This window comes from Acinetobacter sp. RRD8, assembly GCF_031844225.1.
Classification (GTDB): Bacteria; Pseudomonadota; Gammaproteobacteria; order Pseudomonadales; family Moraxellaceae; genus Acinetobacter.
This window is the reverse complement of sequence record NZ_JAUZUU010000002.1, coordinates 1-21,148: the sequence shown is the minus strand read 5'-3', so window position 1 is coordinate 21,148 and position 21,148 is coordinate 1. Positions and strand designations below refer to the sequence as shown.

Below are 21,148 nucleotides of genomic sequence, written 5' to 3'. Positions count from 1 at the left end.
TGTTATGACACTGTGAAAAGTGAATATTATTTAATCAATTTAAAGTGAAGTTTAGCTTAAAAAATAAAAGCCATCACAACATTATTTATGTGATGGCTCCGTTTTTTATTGCGCAGTAAAGGTTGAAGTAAAGCTTCGCGCTTCACGGCGTGCATCTGGATCGGAAGGCATTGGATAAGGTGCAGCAGCACGAACTGCAGCTTCTACACTGGCTTTCATATCGGGATCACTTGCACTTACCACTACAGAAATGACAGAACCACTATCACTTAGCGTGACGCGAGCGTTGGCAGTTTTACCAGATGAACCCACTGGTGTATTCCAAGCCTGTTTAACTTTATTAGTAAAATCGCGCTTCGCAGTGGATGCAATCCGTTTTGATTCCGCTTTTTTCTGTGCAGCTTCTTCAGCAGCCTGTTTAGCGGCTGAAGCTTTGGCATCTGCATCAGCTCTGGCTTTTGCTTCGGCATCTGCTTTGCGCTTGGCGTCTGCATCCGCTTTGGCCTTAGCATCGGCATCTGCCTTGCGTTTGGCATCAGCGTCGGCTTTAGCAGCCGCATCGGCTTTAGCTTTCGCATCAGCATCCGCTTTGCGTTTCGCCGCTGCATCATTTTTAGCCTTGGCTGCCGCGTCTGCTTTGGCTTTTGCTGCTGCATCCGCTTTAGCTTTCGCATCCGCATCTGCTTTACGTTTCGCCGCTGCATCATTATTGGCTTTTGCTGCCGCATCTGCCTTTGCTTTAGCAGCAGCTTCAGCCTTACGTTTGGCATCAGCCTCTGCTTTGGCTTTTGTTGCAGCATCCGCTTTTTGCTTAGCAGCTAAGTCGGCTTTTTTCTGTGCTTCCAGTTTGGCTTTTTGTGCAGCATCGGCTTTGCGCTGTGCATTCAGTTCAGCTTGGCGTGCAGCTTCGGCTTCCGCCTTGGATTTTTGCGCTGCATCCGCTTTGGCTTTTGCCGCTGCCTGTTTCGCCTGTTCAGCGGCTTCGGCACGTTTCGCTGCTTCAGCTGCTTGTTGCGCAGCCTTGGCTTGTGCTGCCTCTGCCGCTTTTAGTTCCTGCTGGGCTTTTTGTGTATCGACTTTAGGAGCAGGCGGAGTCACAGGTACAGCAGGGGCTGCTGTCGGAATCACAGGAGCAGGTTCTATACTGGGTTCAGCAGTCTGGGTAATTTCTTCTGCGACATTTTCATGTGCAGTTTCCTCAAATTCGGTTTCTTCGCGAGTCACCGGTTTAAGGTCTTCTGGCTTGATCAGAACGGTTTTGATCTGTTTTGGCGGTTCAGGGGGGTTACTCATGCCCAGATAAAGTAAGCCCACCAAAGCCACTGCATGGATGCCTAAGGTGAATCCAAGTGCGATGGCTTTTTTCTGAAATGGTGGCTTTTTATAGTCTTTCATACTTTATTCTAATGGCTTGGTCAGTAAACCGACTTGAGAAAGGCCAGCATCTTGCAGGCTGGACATCAAGGCCATGACATCGCCATATGGACGGGTATTATGGCCATTGATCACGACATTGAGCACCTTGTTGTCATTTTGTGCCTGGGTTTGGGCATCAACCAGCGTACGCGTTAATTCTTCCAGTGTGACCGGGCCAGTCGCCTGATTTTTATATTCTAGATAATATGAACCATCTTCTTTAAGCGTGACAATCCTCGGGGTATCCTTGGAATCGATCGGCAATCCATTGGCCTGAGGCAAGTCAACCTTGATACCGCTGGTAATCATCGGAGCGGTGACCATAAAGATCACCAGAAGTACCAGCATGACATCGATATATGGCACCACATTCATGTCACTTTTCAGTGGCTTTTTAATACGCTGAAAGCGTCCTGAACCTTGAATTGCCATTAGTCTTTGTCCTGAGTTACGCCTACAGACTGACGTTGCAATAGCGCTACCATTTCTTCGGCAAACAGCGCACGGTCAGAGTAGACCGTTTCACCTTTGGCCGTAAAATGGTTGAAAGCCAATACCGCTGGAATAGCTGCGAACAGACCGATCGCCGTTGCAATCAAGGCTTCGGCAATACCGGGTGCGACTGTTGCCAAAGTCACCTGATCAACATCTGCCAGGCCAATGAAGGCGTTCATGATGCCCCAGACTGTACCGAACAGACCGACATAAGGCGCAACCGAACCGATACTGGCCAACGCACCCAGACCTTGTTCCAGATGACCTTGGTCACGGCTTAAACCGACACGTAGAATACGTTCAGTTCCTTCAATCGACTGGGCAGTCGGCGCATGGCGTTTTTTCAGTTTCAGGAACTCGCCCAGACCCTGATAGAAAATGTCTTCAAGGCCGGTACGTTTGGAGTTGAGTTGCGCATTGTTATACAGGGTATTCAGCTCAGCGCCAGACCAGAAGATTTTCTGGAAATGTTCATCATCGGCCTGGGCTTTTTTATAACTCATATAGAGCTTGGCAATCAGATACCAGCTATATATTGAGGCTAACAGGAGAGAAAGCATCACCAGTTGTACGACAGGGCTTGCTTGTAAAATAAGATCTGAAACTTGAAGAGATGATTCTAACTGAGTCGCCATAGTTGTTACGTGTGCCAATAAATTTTTTTAGTCTTGTTCCAATTCTTTTTGAATTAGTTCGCGGATTTCATCCGGGAGTCGACGTGGTCGCATCTCTGCACTGATACATGCCAACTCAACCTCACCTGATGCAAGCATGATTTCACCACGATAAATATTTTGTTGCAATACAAATGATGAAGCTTTACATGAAATGACACGTGCCGTAACAGTAATTAAATCATCCATCAGGATCGGGCGCATATATTTGACATTAATTTTATGCACCACAAAATTGTAGTCTGTCTGATGCCAGTAATGGCTCACTCCAGCGGCACGTAACCATTCGGTACGGGTACGTTCCATATAGCGAATATGATTGGCGTGATAGACAATGCCACCCGCATCAGTATCTTCAATATAAACGCGGATATTGAATTCAAAGTGATTCGCCATAGTTTTGTTCCATGCAGATTTTCGAAATTTTTGCTTGTTTTTAGATGCAGGAGAGGGATTAGAATTTGCCGGATTCCTGCCAAAAGTCAAGCAATTTAGCGGTTCAAAGTTTAGCATTGTGAGTTTTGAGACCAATGGCACAAGGTGTCAAATCTGGAGAGAAGTCGCCAAGATGAAGTGCTGAGCGCTTAACAGCTCATTTATAAAACAGCAGCAGATACTAAAATGCGCGAGTCCTTAGAGCCGCGCATTTTTAGTAATAGAAGATTAGCCTTTATTTTTCTGTTTCCAGTTGGCCTGAACCTGCTCGGCCACTTTTGGATAGTCCAGAATAAAACGGACATGGCTTTCGACACCAGTTTTCAGGGTCGCATCATCGACAATGAAATTCGGGTTGTGATTCGGTGTGGCTTTTGTCGGGTCCTGATCTGCCGGTGTAGCACCGACAAACACGAAGAGCGATGGCATGAGCTGACCATAATAAGCAAAATCTTCACTGGCGCTGGCGTTGTTGTCTAACACATGCAATTTATCTTCACCATGCACGCTCGCCAAGGTTGGACGCATCAATTCAGTCAAGGTTTTATCATTGGTAGTCACCGGGGCGTAAGGTGCAATTTCGACTTTCACCTTGACATCATTGGCTGCGGCATTGTGTTCCAGCATTTTTGGCAAGTCTTTTAAAATGCCCTGACGTACATCTTCATTATTGGAACGGATGGTGCCGACCATATTAACCTGATCTGGAATGACGTTACCGGTGGTGCCGCCCTGAATGCTACCAATACTCACTACACCCATTCCTTTAGTCAGGTCAGCTTTACGGCTGATCAGACTTTGTAAATTGGTCACCATCTGGGCAGAAGCATAGATCGGGTCTTTACCTGTCCAAGGCATAGAACCGTGCACCTGACTGCCATTGATCTGAATACGTAAATGATCGGCACTATTCAAAATCGCACCATCTTTGTAGAAGATATTGCCACTTGGCATGCCTGCCATTACATGCATCCCGAAAATCACTTCAGGTTTTGGATTTTTTAAGGCACCGTCGGCAATCATTTTACGTGAGCCAATCTGATCGCCATGAGTGAAGTTATCGATATCTGCACCGCCTTCTTCAGCCGGCTGGAATACAAACACCACTGTCCCCGCAATTTTATCTTTATTGGCGGCCAGAACTTTGGCTGCACCCAATAACATGGCGGTATGTGCGTCATGTCCACAGGCATGCATCACATAAGATTCTTTGCCTTGATAAATGGCTTTTTGCTTGCTGGCGAAAGGCACCGGCGCAGTTTCTTTAATTGGCAATGCATCCATATCTGCGCGTAAGGCCATTACGGGGCCGGGTTTTGCACCTTTTAATACACCGATTACACCGGTTTTGGCATAGCCTTTACGTACTTCAATGCCATAGGATTTTAATTCTTTTTGGACCAGCTCCGAGGTTTTGAATTCCATGTTGCCCAGTTCAGGATGTTGGTGGATATGCTGGCGTAATTTGATGGTGTGTGCTTCAGCAGCTTGTACAGAATCATCAATCCAGTCGGCCAGGCTGAGCTGGCTACAGAAAAGAAGAGGGAGACAAAGGGAGATCTGCTTATACATGTTCATACTTCGGGAGAACCTTAAGAATTTGAAATGGTTAAAGTGATTCTTTAGGATGGCATACTGATCTAAATTCGACCAAAACTCTCTAAGTATTTTTTGATACCTTAAAGGTATTCTGGGTGTTAATATCTGTTCTCAAAGAGCTTTATTTGTTCTTTTACATTGTAAAAATATGTATCTAAATTGATTTTTTATATTTATAAGGTATGAAAATTATAAAAATTACAACTTGAAAAAGAATTAAGGAAAAAAGAAAAAACGATTCCATTTATATTAATAACTCTGATGAAGTGAAGATTTTTTAAACCTCTTAAAATAATTTTGGCACTTAGATTGCATTCATTCTTCCGTAATATTTTTATGACGGAAATTAAACGCATGTTAAAACCTTTGGCTTTATCTCTGGCAGTGGCTTCAAGCTTAAGTTTTATTTCGACAAGCATATGGGCTGAAGACTTTAAAATACTGAAACAGCTGGAAAATAAACCGACATTACTCAAAAGTGGTGAATATAAAGGTCATTATTATGTGCCGAGTACCTTGAATACCATTACGTGGGGTTATCTGCCAAATAAAGATGCAAAACCTGTTTTAACTGTCCCTTCAGGTAGCACAGTTACTTTCGATACGGTTTCACATGAAGGGCTGCTAGAAGATCAGGGCCGCAATGCAGAGAAATATTTCACCTCAAAAGGCGTCAAGCCTGAGCATGTATTGGATGAAGCCAAGCTGATCACGAATTCCAAATTAAAACATGATTTCCATAAAGATGGACCACACATTATTACTGGGCCTGTCTATGTAGAAGGGGCAATGCCGGGCGATATTCTAAAGGTGGAGATTCTAAAAGTTGAACCGCGTGTGCCTTATGGTGTGATTTCAAACCGTCATGGCAAAGGGACCTTACCCGAATTCCCGAAACGTCAGAAACATGAGCATGCATCTCCAGCCAATCCTGAGGCTTATGGCAACGTGTCCATTTTTACCCCAATTGAGAAAAATGCGTATGGTGTATGGGAAGGCGTTTTAAAAACTGAATCTGGTAAAGCGATTCGTTTCCCGCTGAATCCGTTTATGGGCACCATGGGCGTTGCACCAAATACCAGTGAGCCTGTGCACTCTGTGCCACCATCATTTTATGGCGGGAATATCGACATCAATGAATTAGGAGCAGGGGCTACGGCCTATTATCCTGTACAGGTGCCAGGTGCTTTATTCTATACAGGCGATAGTCACTTTGTACAAGGTGATGGTGAGGTGGCTTTAACTGCCCTGGAAGGTTCGGCACGTGCGACTTTAAAATTCACTTTGCTTAAATCTGGAAAAGATAAAATTCCGGGTGCAGAGATTAAACAGCCGCTGGCTGAAAATGCTGAATTCTGGATCACGCCGGGTCTGGATGAAGACTTGGACGAAGCCATGCGTAAATCCACCCGTGAAGCGATCCGTTTTCTGGTCAATGAATATGGCATTTCTGAAGAAATTGCCTATGCCTACTTAAGTGCTGCCACTGACTTTGAAGTGTCTCAAGTGGTGGATCGAACCAAAGGTATTCATGCGATGATTCGCAAAGCGGACTTTAAGGAGTTTAAGAAAGAAGAGAAGTAATTTTTTTTTATTTAGTTTTTTATTTTGTGCTTTTGCCAACTGATTCAGGCATGGTCAGTTGGCTTTTTCTTTTGTGATACTTTGAAAATGTTTAGAATGTTGATAATAAAAATTCATTTAAGTTAAAAGGGGTGGGTGTGGCAGAGCAGAATAATAATGAAGTGATGATTCAGCTTCCGTGGACAGTGCCACAACAACCAAATATACAAACGATCGTATTGCAACAACCTGCTAAAACACACATGGAGTTGAATGCTTCGACAGATAAAACAGCCATTTCCTCTTTTGCACTTTCAGTAGTGATTGCTCTGATTTTCGGTGCATTGGCAACGTGGCTTGCTTATTGGTATGGACGTAAGAGTTTTGAGTTAACTAAACAAGGCTTTAATTTAACATTAGAGCAAATAGGAAAGTCAGTAGAGCAAACACTGAATTCTAATAGAGAACTTTATCAAAGTCAGAAAGACTTGCAATTAATGCAGATTAAGTCTACACATCGACAGGATTGGATAAATAATATTAGAGAGTTATTTAGTGAAATTTTAATTGTAAGAACAAAAATGAATATAGTAATAGCAAATGATTTCTCTGTTCAAAGTAAGGAGGCATTAATAGATTATTTAGTGGAATTTAGAAAACTTACTCATAAAGTTACCTTATATTTAAATCCTTTGGAGGAATCATCGGAAATCATATTATCAGATATGAGAAAAATCGACTCTCTAGTTACTAAGTGCTTTAATAAAGATATTATCGATAATGAGTTGGATGAATTAAGCAAAATACTTATTTCTAAAACTCTTGTACAAAACATTCAAAAACTATTAAAAAAAGAATGGGAAAGAGTTAAAAAGGGAGAATAAATCTCCCTTATGAATTACTTCTCTTTCGGCTCAGGTGGGGTCATCCCAAACTGCAAATACGCCATATTCGTTGCAATACGACCACGTGCAGTACGCATCACATAACCTTGCTGAATCAGGTAAGGCTCAATAACATCTTCAAGCGTGCCTGAATCTTCTGCCATGGCTGCGGCCAAGGCTTCAACACCGGCAGGACCGCCATCAAAACGCTCAAGAAGCATAGATAAATAGCGGCGGTCGAGCGTATCTAAACCATCTTTATCGACTTTGAGCATGTCCAAAGCACGTTGGGCCATATCCTGATTGATTTCACCAGTCCCTTTGACCTGAGCGTAATCACGAACTCGACGTAACAATCGGTTAGCAATACGCGGTGTACCTCGTGAGCGACGGGCAATTTCTTTTGCGCCATCTCCAGTCATCGGTACATCCATCAAGTTGGCTGAACGTTTGACAATGTGGGTTAAATCTTCAACCGAATAAAACTCTAAACGCTGTACGATTCCGAAACGGTCACGCAGCGGAGAGGTGAGTAGACCGGCACGTGTGGTGGCTGCTACCAAGGTAAATGGAGGTAAATCCAGTTTAATCGAGCGCGCAGCAGGGCCTTCACCAATCATGATGTCGAGCTGATAATCTTCCATTGCCGGATACAGGATTTCTTCAATCACGGGTGAAAGACGGTGAATCTCGTCAATAAACAGGACATCACCTTCTTCCAGATTGGTTAGCATCGCGGCTAAGTCGCCGGCACGTTCCAGAACCGGACCAGAAGTTGACTTAAGATTGCCACCCATTTCTCGGGCAATAATATTGGCCAACGTTGTTTTACCCAGACCTGGCGGGCCAAAAATCAAGGTGTGATCAAGGGCTTCTTCACGGCCACGTGCTGCGCCAATGAAAATTTCCATTTGCTCGCGGACCAATGGTTGACCGATGTAGTCATCGAGGGAAGTCGGGCGGATGGCACGATCGAAATGATCTTCGGGTTTTTCAGAACCACTGATGAGACGGTCTTGCATAACGTTTATATACCAATATTTTAGTGATCCTTTGAGCTGGTAATTTTGACACGGTCTCAAATATGGATCTGAATCCTAAGATTTTCGCCTAGGCGAGGAATTGAATTTTTGCAGAGTCTTTCCAATCAGATTTATATCTGAGTATTAACCTGCGGTTCGCCTTACTTTTGTTTCGGCAAAAGTAAGCAAAACCACTGTCATTCGCAAAACTCGTCGAATATTGATTCTTATCGAATATATCGCAGAAACATTTAACTATAAATGTCTCCTGCCTCAAACAGTTGCGAATGACTTTTACACGTATCAGACTTTATCCTGTAACTTGGATATCATCTCTATTTATTCATCGACTTTAATGCAGCCCGGATAATATCACTGGCTTCAGTAAATTCACCTTTGGCAGCATTCACCAGTTTTTGTGCTTCAGCAGGTTTATAGCCCAAGGACTGTAATGCAGCTTCCGCTTCAGCCACGGCTGAATTGCCCATAAACTGAATTTGTGGTGCAGTTGAATTGCTTGGTGCAGCACCTGAAGCCATGGCTTTAAAGCGGTCACGCAATTCAATCATCAAGCGTTCTGCAGTCTTTTTACCCACCCCCGGAACTTTTACCAGAGTGTTGATATCTTCATGTTCAACAGTATGGATCAGCATTTCCACACTTAAAGTTGAAAGGATACCAAGCGCCATTTTCGGACCAACGCCGTTCACCTTTAATAAGGTGCGGAAAATGGTTTTTTCCTGCGCATTGATAAAGCCATAAAGTAACTGGGCATCTTCACGCACAGCCAAATGCGTCCACAAGGTAATTTTCTGGCCTTTTTGCAACTGACAGAAAGTGGTTAAAGGGGTGTCAATCTCATAACCTACGCCGTTCACATTTAATAAAACAGTCGGTGCTTCCAGCGCCAGCACTTCCCCAATCAGGCATCCAATCATTTTTTATACATACTCAAATTTAATACAGGCATAGTAGTCAGCATTTTCGATAAAGGCAAAACTCTATCATTCAAAAGCAGTGATTTTGCTGAGATTGTCATCAGGTGCTCGCTCGCATCAGAGCAATCCGGCTTTATTGCCATGCAGTTCCTGCGCCAGATTATAAGCCTGATGATCGGAGAACTTGGAGACAATATCCAGTACCTGCATAATATTGTCATAATGATCAGCGCTAAACTGCGCACCCGAACGTTTTAAAATAGCCATTAAACGCTGTTCCTTAAAGCTTAAGGTTTTGTGCGGTGTGGTCAGTGGAATAAAGGCATCCAGAATCGTTTGTAAACTTTGATGCGCAATAATTTCCAGACCGGCTTTTTGCGGGTGTTCGAAGATCTTGTCTCGCGCCAGTTCTTTGGCCCGGTTAATGCCAATCTCAATGTCGGCACTACAATAACCCAGCAATGAACCTTGTAGTTGGCCCATCAGAATTTCCTGCTGATGTCGGGCAAAGGCTGTGGTGACTTCATCTACCAGACGTTTCATGACCCGGCCACGTAAGGCGGCAATTTTTTGTTGCCAGGTGGTATTAGGCAGATTGATTTCTTCAGGTGTGCCATATTCTCCCAGCAAGTTCAGAAAGACTGGCTCGACTTCGGCATAACTGAGCATATTCAGGCTAATACCATCTTCCAGATCAATCAGGGCATAGCAGATATCATCCGCAGCTTCTAAGAGATAGGTCAGCGGATGACGACAATAATGATATTCACCAAGCTGGATTAATCCTAGCTGTTCAGCAATTTCCTGCAAAATCTCTTTTTCAGACTGGTAACAACCAAATTTAGGACGTCGGCTGGCCGGGGTGTTGCCGGTCGGGTCAATGGCCTCAGAGACCCATGGGTATTTAAGATAGGCGCCGAGTGTGGCATAGGTCAGACGCATGCCGCCATCATAAGGATGATAATCGATCTTGGTCAGCAGGCGCAGGCCTTGGGCATTGCCTTCAAACTGGCGTACATCGGCTTCCTGTTCAGGACTCAAATCTTTTAAAAAGTCGGTATGAGAAGCATCGTCAAACCATTCCCGAATGGCGTATTCACCAGCATGACCAAAAGGCGGGTTACCAATATCATGCGCTAGACAAGCAGCCTGAATGATGGCACCGACATCGGCCGGAGAAATCCAGGCAGGTAAATTATCTTTGATTTTCTCGGCAGCCAGCATACCCAGTGAACGGCCAATACAGGAGACTTCTAGCGAATGGGTTAAGCGGGTATGAATGCCATCATGCTGGGTCAGTGGATGGACCTGGGTTTTGCGGTTTAACTGCCGGAAGCTTTGGGAAAAAATAATACGGTCATAATCTTTATGAAACGGGCTACGTGCCAGTTCAGTGCTCTGCTTTTTACTACCAATCCGAACTGTCGAAAGCAGTTCTAACCAACGCATTTGAGTCATTTATCATTATTCAGTGATCCACTATTTGCATCATGCCAAAAAACTAGCTCCTGCACTAGGGCAGTGCGACATGAATTGTCATGCTGCCTATTGTTATTTTAGTCAGCTGGAAAAGACTGAGAATTAAAAATCGAAATCATCAAATGAACAATAAAAAGCAGGCTCAATGGCCTGCTTTTTGTTTAGGATGAAGAATCAAATTAGCTCTTCACCATTTTTCTTGGCCTGTTGTGTGTCTTTATAGACATTCAGGCAAATCGTGAACAAGACCAGGCTTGCCACCAATGGCCAAAAAAGTACATATAGGGTCAATAATTGACTTGTCATCTGAAATCTCCTTATTTACTTTTCTCAGATAGCTGGTGAAATTCAATCACCATCTTGTTGATTTGCTTAAAATCAAATTTTTCTTTGCTGTAGAATAGCGTCAACACAGTACATACCAGCGCACTACTGCCATACGCTGTCAGTGAGCTTAACAAGGTGCCGTATTCACGCAAGAAGCCGATGGTCCATGGCATGAAGCCAATACTGGCCAATATGCCAACGACCAGACCCACTTTCTTGCCGAAGAAACCAAAGGTCATCAAACCCAGCACCACACCAATCCCCAGGGTCGCAACGAGTTCAAAGCCAAGTGCGATCAATCCCTGAATCGGAAGCCATTCAAAACGTACTATCAGAAAGCTGAAAAATGCGAGGCCCACTGACCAGTTAAAGGCCCGGGCATTCACCTTGTCCCAATACAGGCTGACAATCACCGGGAATACAATAGAGCCCCAAAGCGCACCCACAAAAATCAGCATCGACAAAATGTCAAACTTCAAGGTGGCAATCACAATCCCCAGCATGGTGGCAACGATCATGGTCATACGGCCAATAAACAGCATTTTCTTTGGATCAGGACGGTTTTTCGCAATCTGTTTGCCATAAATGTCCGTCATGACAATCGCAGACAGGGCAGACAGATCCGAGTCAGCGGTAGAAGACAATGCTCCAATCACCATGATGAATAACAGCGCGACCATAAATGGAGAAAGATAAGTCGCTGCCATTTGCGGAATCAGGTTATTCAGGTTGCCATCAATGGGCTGAATACCTGCAAATAGTGCCAATAACCCCAGCATGCCTAGACCAATGACAATTGCAGCATAACCAATGGTTGCAGTGATAAAACTTGGTTTGATCAGGTCTTCACGGACTGCAAACAGGCGCTGGGCAATGGTCTGATTACCAATCGCGTAGGCCAATACGGCAACAAAAAATGGTGCGCCTTGTTCCAAGAAGGCTGTTTTAGAGAAAAAATCCAGCTGCTCCGGTTGCAGGTTATGAATCCCGCTTTGAAACAGGGAAGGTCCACCTAAGGTGAAGAACAAGGTTGGAATAATGATCACAGCCGCGACAATCATCGCCACCAGTTGACCAAAATCGGTAAACACCGAAGAACGGAAGCCCGACCAGAGGGTATAGGACAGCACACCAATTCCGGTAATCAAGACCCCATGGATAAAGCTGAGGGGAGACAGAATTTCAACCAGCGCACCTGCTGCGGTAAAGTTTACCATCAGACTGATCACGCTTCCGACAATATTGGAGCCTGCCAGAATCATCTGGCTCTGGTTGCCATGCCGGGCATGCATGATTTCTGCCAAGGTATGTGCATTAGGCGCCAGTTCACGAAAGCGTTTGCCGAAGGGATAGATAAATAAAATCATCAGCGCACCCCACAAACCATAGTGTAGGGCACCAGAAACGCCGTATGTATAGCCAGATGAAGCTGCTGCATAAAATGATGCGGCCCAGATCCAGGTGGCGGTCATACTGGCCGCAGACATTCCAAATCCGATGGAGCCATTCGAGACCATATAGCCATCAACATTTTCATTTTTCTGTTTGATACGTAACGATAGTAAAAAAGTGATGCCATAGAAAAGCACCATCAATAGTACAGTTGCTGTACTAGTGAATTGAAACATACATACTCCTTAAGCGGGTCACCTTTTGTTTTTGAAAATTAAATCATTGGTGACAGATTAAGGCTCTAAAATAGACAGAGCAGTGAAGCTATAGAACATCAAAAAATTAGTGTCCGAATATAGAATTTATATTCATCTCTACAGCAGAAAGGAAAAACCATTGCCAGGCCCAGAATTTGGACAATTCCTCAGCAATTCGGTTAGAGCTTAACATAAAATCATCAAATTTACTGATGAAGTGTCTATTTGGTAAGATTCTTAGCTGATATAGACGTGTGAGTCTGTTGCTTTATTAGTTGAATAAAAAAGAAAATTTTAGATATTTTTTTATTAATTACAAATATTTATTTTAAATTTTTCGAGTTAAATAAAACCTGAGAATACGGATTAAATAAAAAAGGTAACAAAATTTTATTATTAATCATTTCTTCATTATTTTTTTATATAGGCATCATAATTCCTGGTAAATTTTCTTATAAATACGAGTGGTATTTTGCTATTTATATTCTGCTTTTTGCGCATAATAGAACTAATGAATAAGTGATGAAATTTCAAAATATTGGCTATGATAGGATAATTTTGTCTATATCATTTTTGGTCTTTTAGATGAGTAAATTTCGCTTAATTATGATCTGAGAAAATAAATATCAAATATGAAAGAATAAAGGGATCAAATAAGGGATTTTATTTTTATTCTTTTAGAAGATGAGAGTAGGTGTCCGGTTTTTTCCCCGCAGATGATGTCAAATTAAAACACCACTCATTATTAATTACTCATTTATATGGCGGAGTAATTTTTGTCGGATGCTGTAATGGCGGAGACGAGCGGAGAATTGCTCTTTGTATTTCATAAAGGCAGAAGACCTTTAACCAGTTTTCTAATCTTAAAAGTCAAAGTTAAGAGTCAATCAAAATAATTAAAAACAGTCTGCAAAAAATACGACTTCATGAAATCTTGTAATCAAGTATTTCATTTTGGCCTAAATCGGAACTTTGACAGGTCATGACAATAAAACCTGAATTTGATTTTGCACTGATTGCTGTTGAAAAATAATACAATTTTTATGCAGAAAATTATTCTGAACCGGTTTTGATTTTTCTTGAAAAAAATGTGTTAACCTGTGCGACTACATTCAATTTTCCTGACTGAAAATAAACGAAATATTTTAAAAGTCCAGGATATTTCAGACGTAGTTTTCTGATTTGGCATCTAGCCGATTTCCTTATTTCACAGTAGAATATGCGCTCTCTCAAGTCACATTGTGGCATGGTTGTTCAGACCATCCCGTGGAGCCAAAATCAGCATGTTTATCGTTGCCGGTGCACCCGCACATTCTTCTTTTAAGAAAACTCAACTATTATCGCGTTTGACGTCAATTAGTTCTGTTCAATCAATTGAAAGTCAATGGGTCTACCTCTTTGACCAAGCGCTCAGCGAGCAACAACAGCAATCAGCTTTACAGCTTCTCAACGATGGTCAATCTTTTGAATTGCACCAGGCTGCAAGTGATGAAATCCAGATTTTAGTCACACCGCGCGTCGGCACCATCTCGCCTTGGTCCTCTAAAGCGACGGACATTTTCAAAAACTGTAATACGCCGGTTCATCGACTAGAACGCGGCGTTTTATTTACTTTGAAGGGCGTAAAAGAGCTCTCTAAAGAAGCATTGCAAGTACTTCACGACCGTATGACCGAAAGCGTATTCAATGCGATTGAAGATGCTGCGGTATTATTTGTAGAAACTGCGCCAAAACCACTGAACTCGATTGATATTCTGGGTGAAGGTAAAGAAGCACTGGTAAAAGCCAATAATGAATTTGGTTTTGCATTATCAATGGACGAAATTGATTACCTGACTGAGGCTTTCATCAAGCTAGGTCGTAATCCGAATGACATCGAACTGATGATGTTTGCGCAAGCCAACTCTGAGCATTGCCGTCATAAAATTTTTGGTTCGGAATGGACGATTGATGGTGAAGTTCAGCCATTGTCGTTGTTCCAGATGATCAAGAACACCTATAAAGAATCACCGACAGATGTATTGTCGGCTTATAAAGACAATGCTTCGGTGATTGTCGGTTCGGATACCCAGCGTTTTTATCCAACTCAAGAAGATAACGGGCATCAGGTTTATAAATACAAGAGCCAAGCTGCTCACATCCTGATGAAAGTGGAAACCCACAATCATCCAACTGCGATTGCACCATTTGCCGGTGCAGCGACAGGTTCAGGCGGTGAAATCCGTGATGAAGGTGCGACTGGTCGTGGCGGTAAGCCTAAAGCAGGTTTAACTGGCTTCACTGTATCTAACTTGAATATTCCGGGTTTTGAACAGCCTTGGGAAGAAAACTACGGTAAACCATCGCGTATGGCATCACCGTTACAAATTATGATTGAAGGCCCATTGGGTGGTGCTGCGTTTAACAACGAATTTGGTCGTCCTGCATTAAATGGTTACTTCCGTACTTTTGAACAAAACGTCAATGGCGATGTTAAAGGTTTCCATAAGCCAATCATGATCGCTGGTGGTTACGGAAATATCCGTCCAGATCACGTTGAAAAAGATCCGATCTTACCCGGCGATTTGCTGATCGTACTCGGTGGTCCAGCCATGCTGATCGGTCTTGGCGGTGGTGCTGCATCTTCTGTAGATAGCGGTAAATTGGGCGAGAACCTAGATTTTGCTTCGGTACAACGTGAAAACCCGGAAATGGAACGCCGTTGCCAAGAAGTGATCGATACTTGCTGGCGCATGGAAGACCACAACCCAATTGTGTCGGTACATGATGTCGGTGCGGGCGGTGTATCAAATGCCATGCCTGAGCTGGTGAATGACCATGAATTGGGTGCGGTGCTAGATCTTCGTAAGATTCCATCTTTAGAACCTGGCATGTCGCCGATGGAGATCTGGTCAAACGAAGCGCAAGAGCGTTATGTATTGGCGATTCGTCCATCTTCTTTAGAATTATTTGAGTCAATCTGTGCGCGTGAACGTTGTCCGTTTGCAGTACTGGGTGAGGCGACTGAAGCACGTCACTTAACCGTTGAAGATCCATTGTTCGGCAACAAGCCAGTGGATATGCCAATGCAAGTGATGCTTGGTGGTACACCACGTATGAGCCGTACCTACGAAACGATTGAACGCAAAGGCGATGACTTTGATGCAGCTAAAGTCACTGATTTAAAAGATGCGATTTATCGCGTTCTTAAAAATCCGACTGTTGCTTCTAAATCGTTCCTGATCAGTATTGGTGACCGTTCGATTACCGGTATGGTCGCGCGTGACCAGATGGTAGGTCGCTGGCAGGTTCCTGTCGCGGATGCTGCTGTGACTACAACAAGCCTTGTTGGTTACACTGGTGAAGCAATGGCAATGGGTGAACGTCCTCCAGTAGCGTTGTTGAATCCTGCTGCATCAGCACGTTTATCTGTGGCTGAATCGATCTCTAACATCATGTCTGCGAAGATTGAAAAAATCAGCGACATCAAATTGTCTGCAAACTGGATGGCTGCTGCGGGTCAACCTGGCGAAGACCAGGCATTGTTCGAAGGCGTGAAAGCCATCGGTATGGAAATGTGTCCTGCACTGGGTATCGCGATTCCAGTCGGTAAAGACTCATTGTCTATGCGTACCACCTGGAATGATGAAGGTGAAGACAAGTCTGTGACTTCTCCAATGTCGGGCGTGATCACTGCATTTGCGCCAGTGACTGATGTGCGTCAAACATTGACTCCTGAACTGAAAGATATTGAATCTATATTGGTTCGTATTGATCTGTCTAAAGGTCAGTTCCGTTTAGGCGGTTCGATTCTGGCGCAGGTATACAAAGCAATTGGTTCAGTTACTCCTGATGTGGATAGCTTCGATGACTTCAAAGCATTCTTCGCATTGGTTCAAGACTGGAACAACCGTGGTTTGATCAAGGCGTATCATGACATCGGTGATGGTGGTTTATTGGCGACTGTTGCAGAAATGATGTTCGCATCACGTCTGGGTGTTGCTCTAGAAGATCAATCAACTGCAAGCCTATTTGCTGAAGAGATTGGTGCAGTTCTACAAATTGCCAAAGCAGATTGGGAAGCATTACAAGCTGAAGTTGCAGCATCTACGCTTAAAGATGCAATTGCAGTGGTTGGTAGTGTAAACAATACGGACCAATTGTCTATCAATGGTCTGGTACTTGAACGTGCTGACCTGCAAGTGGCATGGACTGAAGTTTCTCATCAAATCCAGCGCCTACGTGACAACGTACAAACTGCAGATCAGGAATTTGCCTTAATTACTGATAAAGCGCACAAAGGTATTATCGCCCAACCAACATTCGACTTGAACGAAGCGATTGAAGCACCTTTCATTAACTTGCGTCGTCCAAATATGGCAATTCTGCGTGAGCAGGGTGTGAATGGTCATATTGAAATGGCGGCAGCTTTCGACAAAGTCGGTTTCAATACCGTTGACGTCCACATGAGTGACTTGCTGGCAGGTCGTATCAGCCTGGATGATTTCGAAGGTTTGGTAACATGTGGTGGCTTCTCGTATGGTGACGTGATGGGCGCTGGTGGGGGCTGGGCGAAATCCGTATTGTTCAATGCTAAATTGCGTGACCAGTTTGAGAAATTCTTCAACCGTCAAGAAACCTTCTCGCTCGGTATCTGTAATGGTTGTCAAATGTTGTCTCAATTGGCTCCATTAATTCCGGGTGCGGATGCTTGGCCACGTTTCCATCGCAATACGTCTGAAGTATTTGAAGCGCGAGCAGTGAACGTTCGTGTGGAAAAATCGAATTCAGTATTGTTACAAGACATGCAAGGTTCGATTCTGCCGATCGCTGTGGCGCATGGTGAAGGTCGTGCAGTTGCAACGGCGGAAAACTTTGCTGCACTGAATGCATCGAATCAGGTGGTTCTACGTTATGTCGACAGCCATGGCAATGCAACTGAACAATATCCGTTGAACCCGAATGGTTCACCGGAAGGTATTACCGGTGTAACCTCTCAGGATGGCCGTGCAACGATTATGATGCCGCACCCTGAACGTAACTTCCGCGCGCTCCAGCATTCCTGGAAACCAGAAGACTGGGATCAAGACGGTGCTTGGTTACGTATGTTCCGTAATGCACGTAAATTTATTGGCTAATTGATATAATCAAGAATTAAAAAAGCCCCGAAAGGGGCTTTTTTAATAAGCAAATTATAGATTTATAGGTGATTAGATATAGAATTGAAAAAGATTAAAAAATGAATAAAGAGTCCTCAAATGTCCGATTTAATTGAAAAAGTTTTACTTTTACAAGAATTGCTAATAGCTAGAGCTACTGATACTTATGAAAAAGGTTCTTCAGAGGCATTTATGCAGCTTAGACAATAGTTACTGACATTTAAAAACTTTTATGAATATATTCCATTTTTTATTAAAGACATACGCACATTAGATGAATTTGAAGCTAGGATTAAGTGGGATTTTGAATCTTACGCTGAACGTGAAAATTATATTTATTCGGAATTTAAAGAATTCTTTAATGTATTAGAAAGTCTAGATGTTCCTCCATTGGATCAGGTAGTACAGTTGAAGATTGCTGAATTAAGCTCGGATTATATACATCAAATATGGCAGAAAGCATTAGAGCGAAGAAGTACAGATCCCGAAGGTGCGATTACATTAGCTCGAACACTTTTAGAATCGACCTGCAAATATATTCTTGATGAATACGAAGTCGGTTATGGCAATGCTCCAGATATAAATCAACTGTATAGATTGGTGAGTAAAGAATTAAACCTTGCTCCATCTCAACATACGGAGCAGACTTTCAAACAAATTCTCGGAGGATGTAGTTCCATCATTGAAGGTTTAGGATCATTGAGAAATAAAGTGGGTGATGCTCATGGGCAAGGTAAAATAAACTTTAAACCTTCTCCAAGACATGCAGAATTAGCAGTGAATTTGGCTGGTACAATGTCCGTGTTTTTATTCTCATCTTGGAAATTAAAACAAGGTGAATGAATTTTTTATTATAAATATTGTTTTTAAATAGTATCTTAATTTTACTGTATGGAAAAATTAAAATAAATTCACTAACATAGGATTATTCAACCACCAATTTGGTGGATTTTTGCTTTTTAAGCATTCTGATTTTTTAATTTTTTTTCTTCCTGCTGAGTTGGTTTAGATTTTGCTTTTATATTGTATATAAAGTGCTATGGTATGTTTTATGCACAACTTTATTGCACTATAAAAGAAAGATGGAATAGATCGGTTCAGTATCAATTCTCAAAGATGAGGTGATGACATGGCTAAAACACTTAGAATAATGGATAAGGCGGCAATGCGTCAGAAAGGCTGGATGTTGTTTTGTATTGTTGTAGGACTACAAATATTGTTCGTTGTGGGCAGTTACTTGCTGCAGGGTTCTTGATCATCAGCTTTAAGAAAGCCACCATTAAGGTGGCTTTATAATTTAAATAACCAATTGAACCTGCTTCAATACCGCCTTTAACGTATTTTCATAATCAAAAGCTTTATTGGTACTGTCCTGATAACGCCAAGCCACATAACCATCCGGACAAACCAGTACTGCACCAGATTCATGAATTTCAGACTTGGCATTCCAGGTTCCATACACATCACGATAGTCACGTGAACCAATTTGAATCACATCCAGATAAGGTAAGTTCAGTGCTTCAGCAGCTTGCTTCCATCCTTTACCGGATAAACCTGTGAGCAGGGTAAAGCGACCTTTACCCGTAATATCCAGTGTCGACTGCTTTTGACCTTTGGCATTGATCAGCCAAGTATGCGGAACTTTAGCGCCTGGGCGAGTGGTTGCCTGTAAATAAAGCTGTTGATCTCGCTCAAATCTTTCAGGCTCAGATTCGCTAATCACTGCATTGGAGCTATATCGCTGGTTCAGCTCTACACCTTGTGCATTAAATTCGAAGTTTTTAATTTCCAAAGCTTCAAATAGTTTTTGACGGATTTCAGCACCTTGCTCATCTTCCGAAAAGATACGTTCCAGCATTTGTTTTTGTGTAGTCACACCATTGTCAAAACCAAAGACTTCTTTCAGGTATTTATAATCAAAACGTGATTGATTCGCTCGCGCCACAATTTGCTTGCCGACCGGTGCACGCTCAGTCGTATAGGAATCCAGCAGGGAAGGTGCAGCCCAGCCTTTTACTGCGTATGCTAGTTTCCAGCCTAGGTTAAAGGCATCCTGCATGCAGGTATTTGAACCTAGGCCACTCGATGGTGGATGACGGTGTACCGCATCACCACCGCAGAATACGCGACCTTTAGAATATTCAGTTGCCCAGGTCTGGTTCACATACCAGTACGACAATTTCTGGATTTCGACTTCTTCAACTTTCGCACCGACAAAGGCATTCAGGCGGGCACGTACCTGTTCTTCAGTCACTTGTGGTTCGCCTTTGGAAATGTCAAAGCCCCAACCCATAATCCATTCATGCCATGGCGTAATGGCACGTAACAATCCCATGCCGAGGTCGCCAAAGCTAGCTTCAGGATTCACGATCCATTGCAGAATCGCAGGACGGTGCTGAACGTATTGAGAAAGATCAGCTTTAAAGGTCACATAGACGGTACCGGCACGTGCCATCACGCCTTCCAGTGGCAAGCCGAGCTGTTCCAATACACGAGATTTAGCACCATCCATACCCACCAGATATTTTGCTCTTAAGTTAAATTCAGTATTGGTAATCCGGTTCAGGAAAGTCGCAGTCACGCCATCTTCATCTTGCACATGCGACAGATATTCAGTATTAAAGTTATAAACTGCACCACGTTCACCGGCATTCTTGACTAGTAAAGCTTCCATTTTGGGTTGGATCAAATCAACTAAAGGACATGGGCTGCCTTTGATATAATCGCCATGACGCTCATCACCTGTACCCCATGCACTTAAACGGGCAATTTCTTCACCCACCAGGCTGGTGGTAATCAGGCTTTCGCCCATCTGCTCCCAAGGTGTAGCAATCTCTTTAACCTGTTCTTCAACACCTAAATCACGTAATACTTCCATGGCACGCTGATTGGTAATATGTGCACGTGGACTATTGGCCAGCCAGCTAAACTGGGTAAACAGTTGTACCTTGATGCCATAATTGGCCAAGGCCAGACCTAATGTTGAACCTGCAGGACCGGTACCAATGATCAGAATATCAGTGTCATAGTGTTGTGTCATACAAGACTCCATGTGTATAGGTGAAGAACAAGCTATCTATATGATCAGGCAGTCTAGTAAAACAGGATCTGTTGATATAGCGATATTCATATAAACTATCGACCTATTCTTATTTGCAATACGTGGGTCATAATCTTAAGATGCTGACCTGATCAGAAACCGGGCAGGCTATGGAACTTCGACGTTTACGCTATTTTATCACCGTGGCGCAGCAACAAAGTTTTACCAAGGCCGCCGAAAAGCTGTTTACTGCCCAGCCGTCATTAAGCCAGCAAATTAAGGATCTGGAACAGGAAGTAGGCGTTGTCCTGTTTGATCGTTCATCCAGAAAAGTCAAACTCACCGATGAAGGACAAGCTTTTCAGATCTATGCCGAAAAAGCACTGGAAAATGCCAAGTTGGCAGTGGCAGCAGCACGTCAGGTTGCACAGCAGAAAAACAATCAGATTCATATTGGCTTTCTGAATGTGGCAGAAATCAAAGTGATGC

At 43.2% G+C, this 21,148-nt stretch carries 17 protein-coding genes; 6 read left to right on the top strand and 11 right to left on the bottom strand.

Translation table 11 applies throughout. The features are described 5' to 3' along the window. Window positions 1-105 precede the first annotated feature (105 nt). From tolA to Q9R24_RS02845, 5 genes are all read right to left on the bottom strand, one after another. Window positions 106-1,395 carry a cell envelope integrity protein TolA gene (tolA, locus tag Q9R24_RS02865; RefSeq protein ID WP_311203681.1) on the bottom strand — a complete coding sequence of 430 codons (1,290 nt, stop codon included), beginning with the start codon at window positions 1,393-1,395 and terminating at the stop codon, window positions 106-108. Between the two features lie 3 nt (window positions 1,396-1,398). Further along, the gene (gene tolR, locus Q9R24_RS02860; protein ID WP_253172442.1) at window positions 1,399-1,848 is read right to left on the bottom strand and encodes a protein TolR; all 450 of its coding nucleotides are present in this window, start codon (window positions 1,846-1,848) and stop codon (window positions 1,399-1,401) included. Beyond that, on the bottom strand, window positions 1,848-2,546 hold the full coding sequence (tolQ, locus tag Q9R24_RS02855) for a protein TolQ (RefSeq protein ID WP_129717062.1): 699 nt from the start codon (window positions 2,544-2,546) through the stop codon (window positions 1,848-1,850). The genes tolR and tolQ overlap by 1 nt, the downstream gene beginning before the upstream one ends. A gap of 27 nt (window positions 2,547-2,573) precedes the next feature. Beyond that, window positions 2,574-2,981 carry a tol-pal system-associated acyl-CoA thioesterase gene (gene ybgC, locus Q9R24_RS02850; protein WP_004645668.1) on the bottom strand — a complete coding sequence of 136 codons (408 nt, stop codon included), beginning with the start codon at window positions 2,979-2,981 and terminating at the stop codon, window positions 2,574-2,576. Between the two features lie 267 nt (window positions 2,982-3,248). Beyond that, window positions 3,249-4,592, bottom strand: coding sequence for an amidohydrolase (locus tag Q9R24_RS02845; protein WP_311203680.1), 1,344 nt, complete (start codon window positions 4,590-4,592; stop codon window positions 3,249-3,251). A 381-nt stretch (window positions 4,593-4,973) separates the two neighbouring features. On the opposite strand from Q9R24_RS02845, the gene Q9R24_RS02840 reads away from it, so the two are divergent. Both Q9R24_RS02840 and Q9R24_RS02835 read left to right on the top strand, forming a co-directional pair. Beyond that, window positions 4,974-6,203, top strand: coding sequence for an acetamidase/formamidase family protein (locus Q9R24_RS02840; RefSeq protein WP_311203679.1), 1,230 nt, complete (start codon window positions 4,974-4,976; stop codon window positions 6,201-6,203). 137 nt (window positions 6,204-6,340) lie between these two features. Further along, the gene (locus Q9R24_RS02835) at window positions 6,341-7,066 is read left to right on the top strand and encodes a hypothetical protein (protein ID WP_253172444.1); all 726 of its coding nucleotides are present in this window, start codon (window positions 6,341-6,343) and stop codon (window positions 7,064-7,066) included. A 14-nt stretch (window positions 7,067-7,080) separates the two neighbouring features. On the opposite strand, the gene ruvB is transcribed toward Q9R24_RS02835, so the two are convergent. The 5 genes from ruvB to Q9R24_RS02810 form a co-directional block, all read right to left on the bottom strand. Then, entirely contained in the window at window positions 7,081-8,088 is a 1,008-nt protein-coding gene (gene ruvB / locus Q9R24_RS02830) for a Holliday junction branch migration DNA helicase RuvB (protein ID WP_311203678.1), read from the bottom strand. Between the two features lie 335 nt (window positions 8,089-8,423). Further along, window positions 8,424-9,026: a Holliday junction branch migration protein RuvA gene (ruvA, locus tag Q9R24_RS02825; RefSeq protein WP_004731726.1), complete on the bottom strand. Its 603-nt coding sequence runs from the start codon at window positions 9,024-9,026 to the stop codon at window positions 8,424-8,426. A gap of 117 nt (window positions 9,027-9,143) precedes the next feature. Further along, the gene (locus tag Q9R24_RS02820) at window positions 9,144-10,484 is read right to left on the bottom strand and encodes a deoxyguanosinetriphosphate triphosphohydrolase (RefSeq protein ID WP_311203677.1); all 1,341 of its coding nucleotides are present in this window, start codon (window positions 10,482-10,484) and stop codon (window positions 9,144-9,146) included. Window positions 10,485-10,679: 195 nt separating this feature from the next. Then, window positions 10,680-10,811 (bottom strand): putative transporter small subunit, encoded by a 132-nt coding sequence (locus Q9R24_RS02815; RefSeq protein ID WP_004645659.1) that lies wholly within the window; start codon window positions 10,809-10,811, stop codon window positions 10,680-10,682. A gap of 11 nt (window positions 10,812-10,822) precedes the next feature. Next, complete coding sequence (locus Q9R24_RS02810) at window positions 10,823-12,460, bottom strand: sodium:solute symporter family transporter (protein ID WP_311203676.1); 1,638 nt, start codon at window positions 12,458-12,460, stop codon at window positions 10,823-10,825. A gap of 1,304 nt (window positions 12,461-13,764) precedes the next feature. On the opposite strand from Q9R24_RS02810, the gene purL reads away from it, so the two are divergent. The 3 genes from purL to Q9R24_RS02795 all read left to right on the top strand — a co-directional run bounded on the left by purL (window position 13,765) and on the right by Q9R24_RS02795 (window position 18,874). Beyond that, window positions 13,765-17,598: a phosphoribosylformylglycinamidine synthase gene (purL, locus tag Q9R24_RS02805; RefSeq protein ID WP_311203675.1), complete on the top strand. Its 3,834-nt coding sequence runs from the start codon at window positions 13,765-13,767 to the stop codon at window positions 17,596-17,598. A gap of 429 nt (window positions 17,599-18,027) precedes the next feature. Beyond that, window positions 18,028-18,462 (top strand): abortive infection family protein, encoded by a 435-nt coding sequence (locus Q9R24_RS02800; RefSeq protein ID WP_311203674.1) that lies wholly within the window; start codon window positions 18,028-18,030, stop codon window positions 18,460-18,462. 286 nt (window positions 18,463-18,748) lie between these two features. Further along, on the top strand, window positions 18,749-18,874 hold the full coding sequence (locus tag Q9R24_RS02795) for a KGW motif small protein (protein WP_004645654.1): 126 nt from the start codon (window positions 18,749-18,751) through the stop codon (window positions 18,872-18,874). A gap of 42 nt (window positions 18,875-18,916) precedes the next feature. Here Q9R24_RS02795 and Q9R24_RS02790 read toward each other — a convergent pair whose 3' ends face one another. Continuing rightward, window positions 18,917-20,659 (bottom strand): FAD-dependent monooxygenase, encoded by a 1,743-nt coding sequence (locus Q9R24_RS02790; RefSeq protein ID WP_311203673.1) that lies wholly within the window; start codon window positions 20,657-20,659, stop codon window positions 18,917-18,919. Between the two features lie 170 nt (window positions 20,660-20,829). On the opposite strand from Q9R24_RS02790, the gene Q9R24_RS02785 reads away from it, so the two are divergent. Then, window positions 20,830-21,148, top strand: a 319-nt coding sequence (locus Q9R24_RS02785; protein ID WP_311203672.1) for a LysR family transcriptional regulator, incomplete at its 3' end; no start/stop codon positions are given.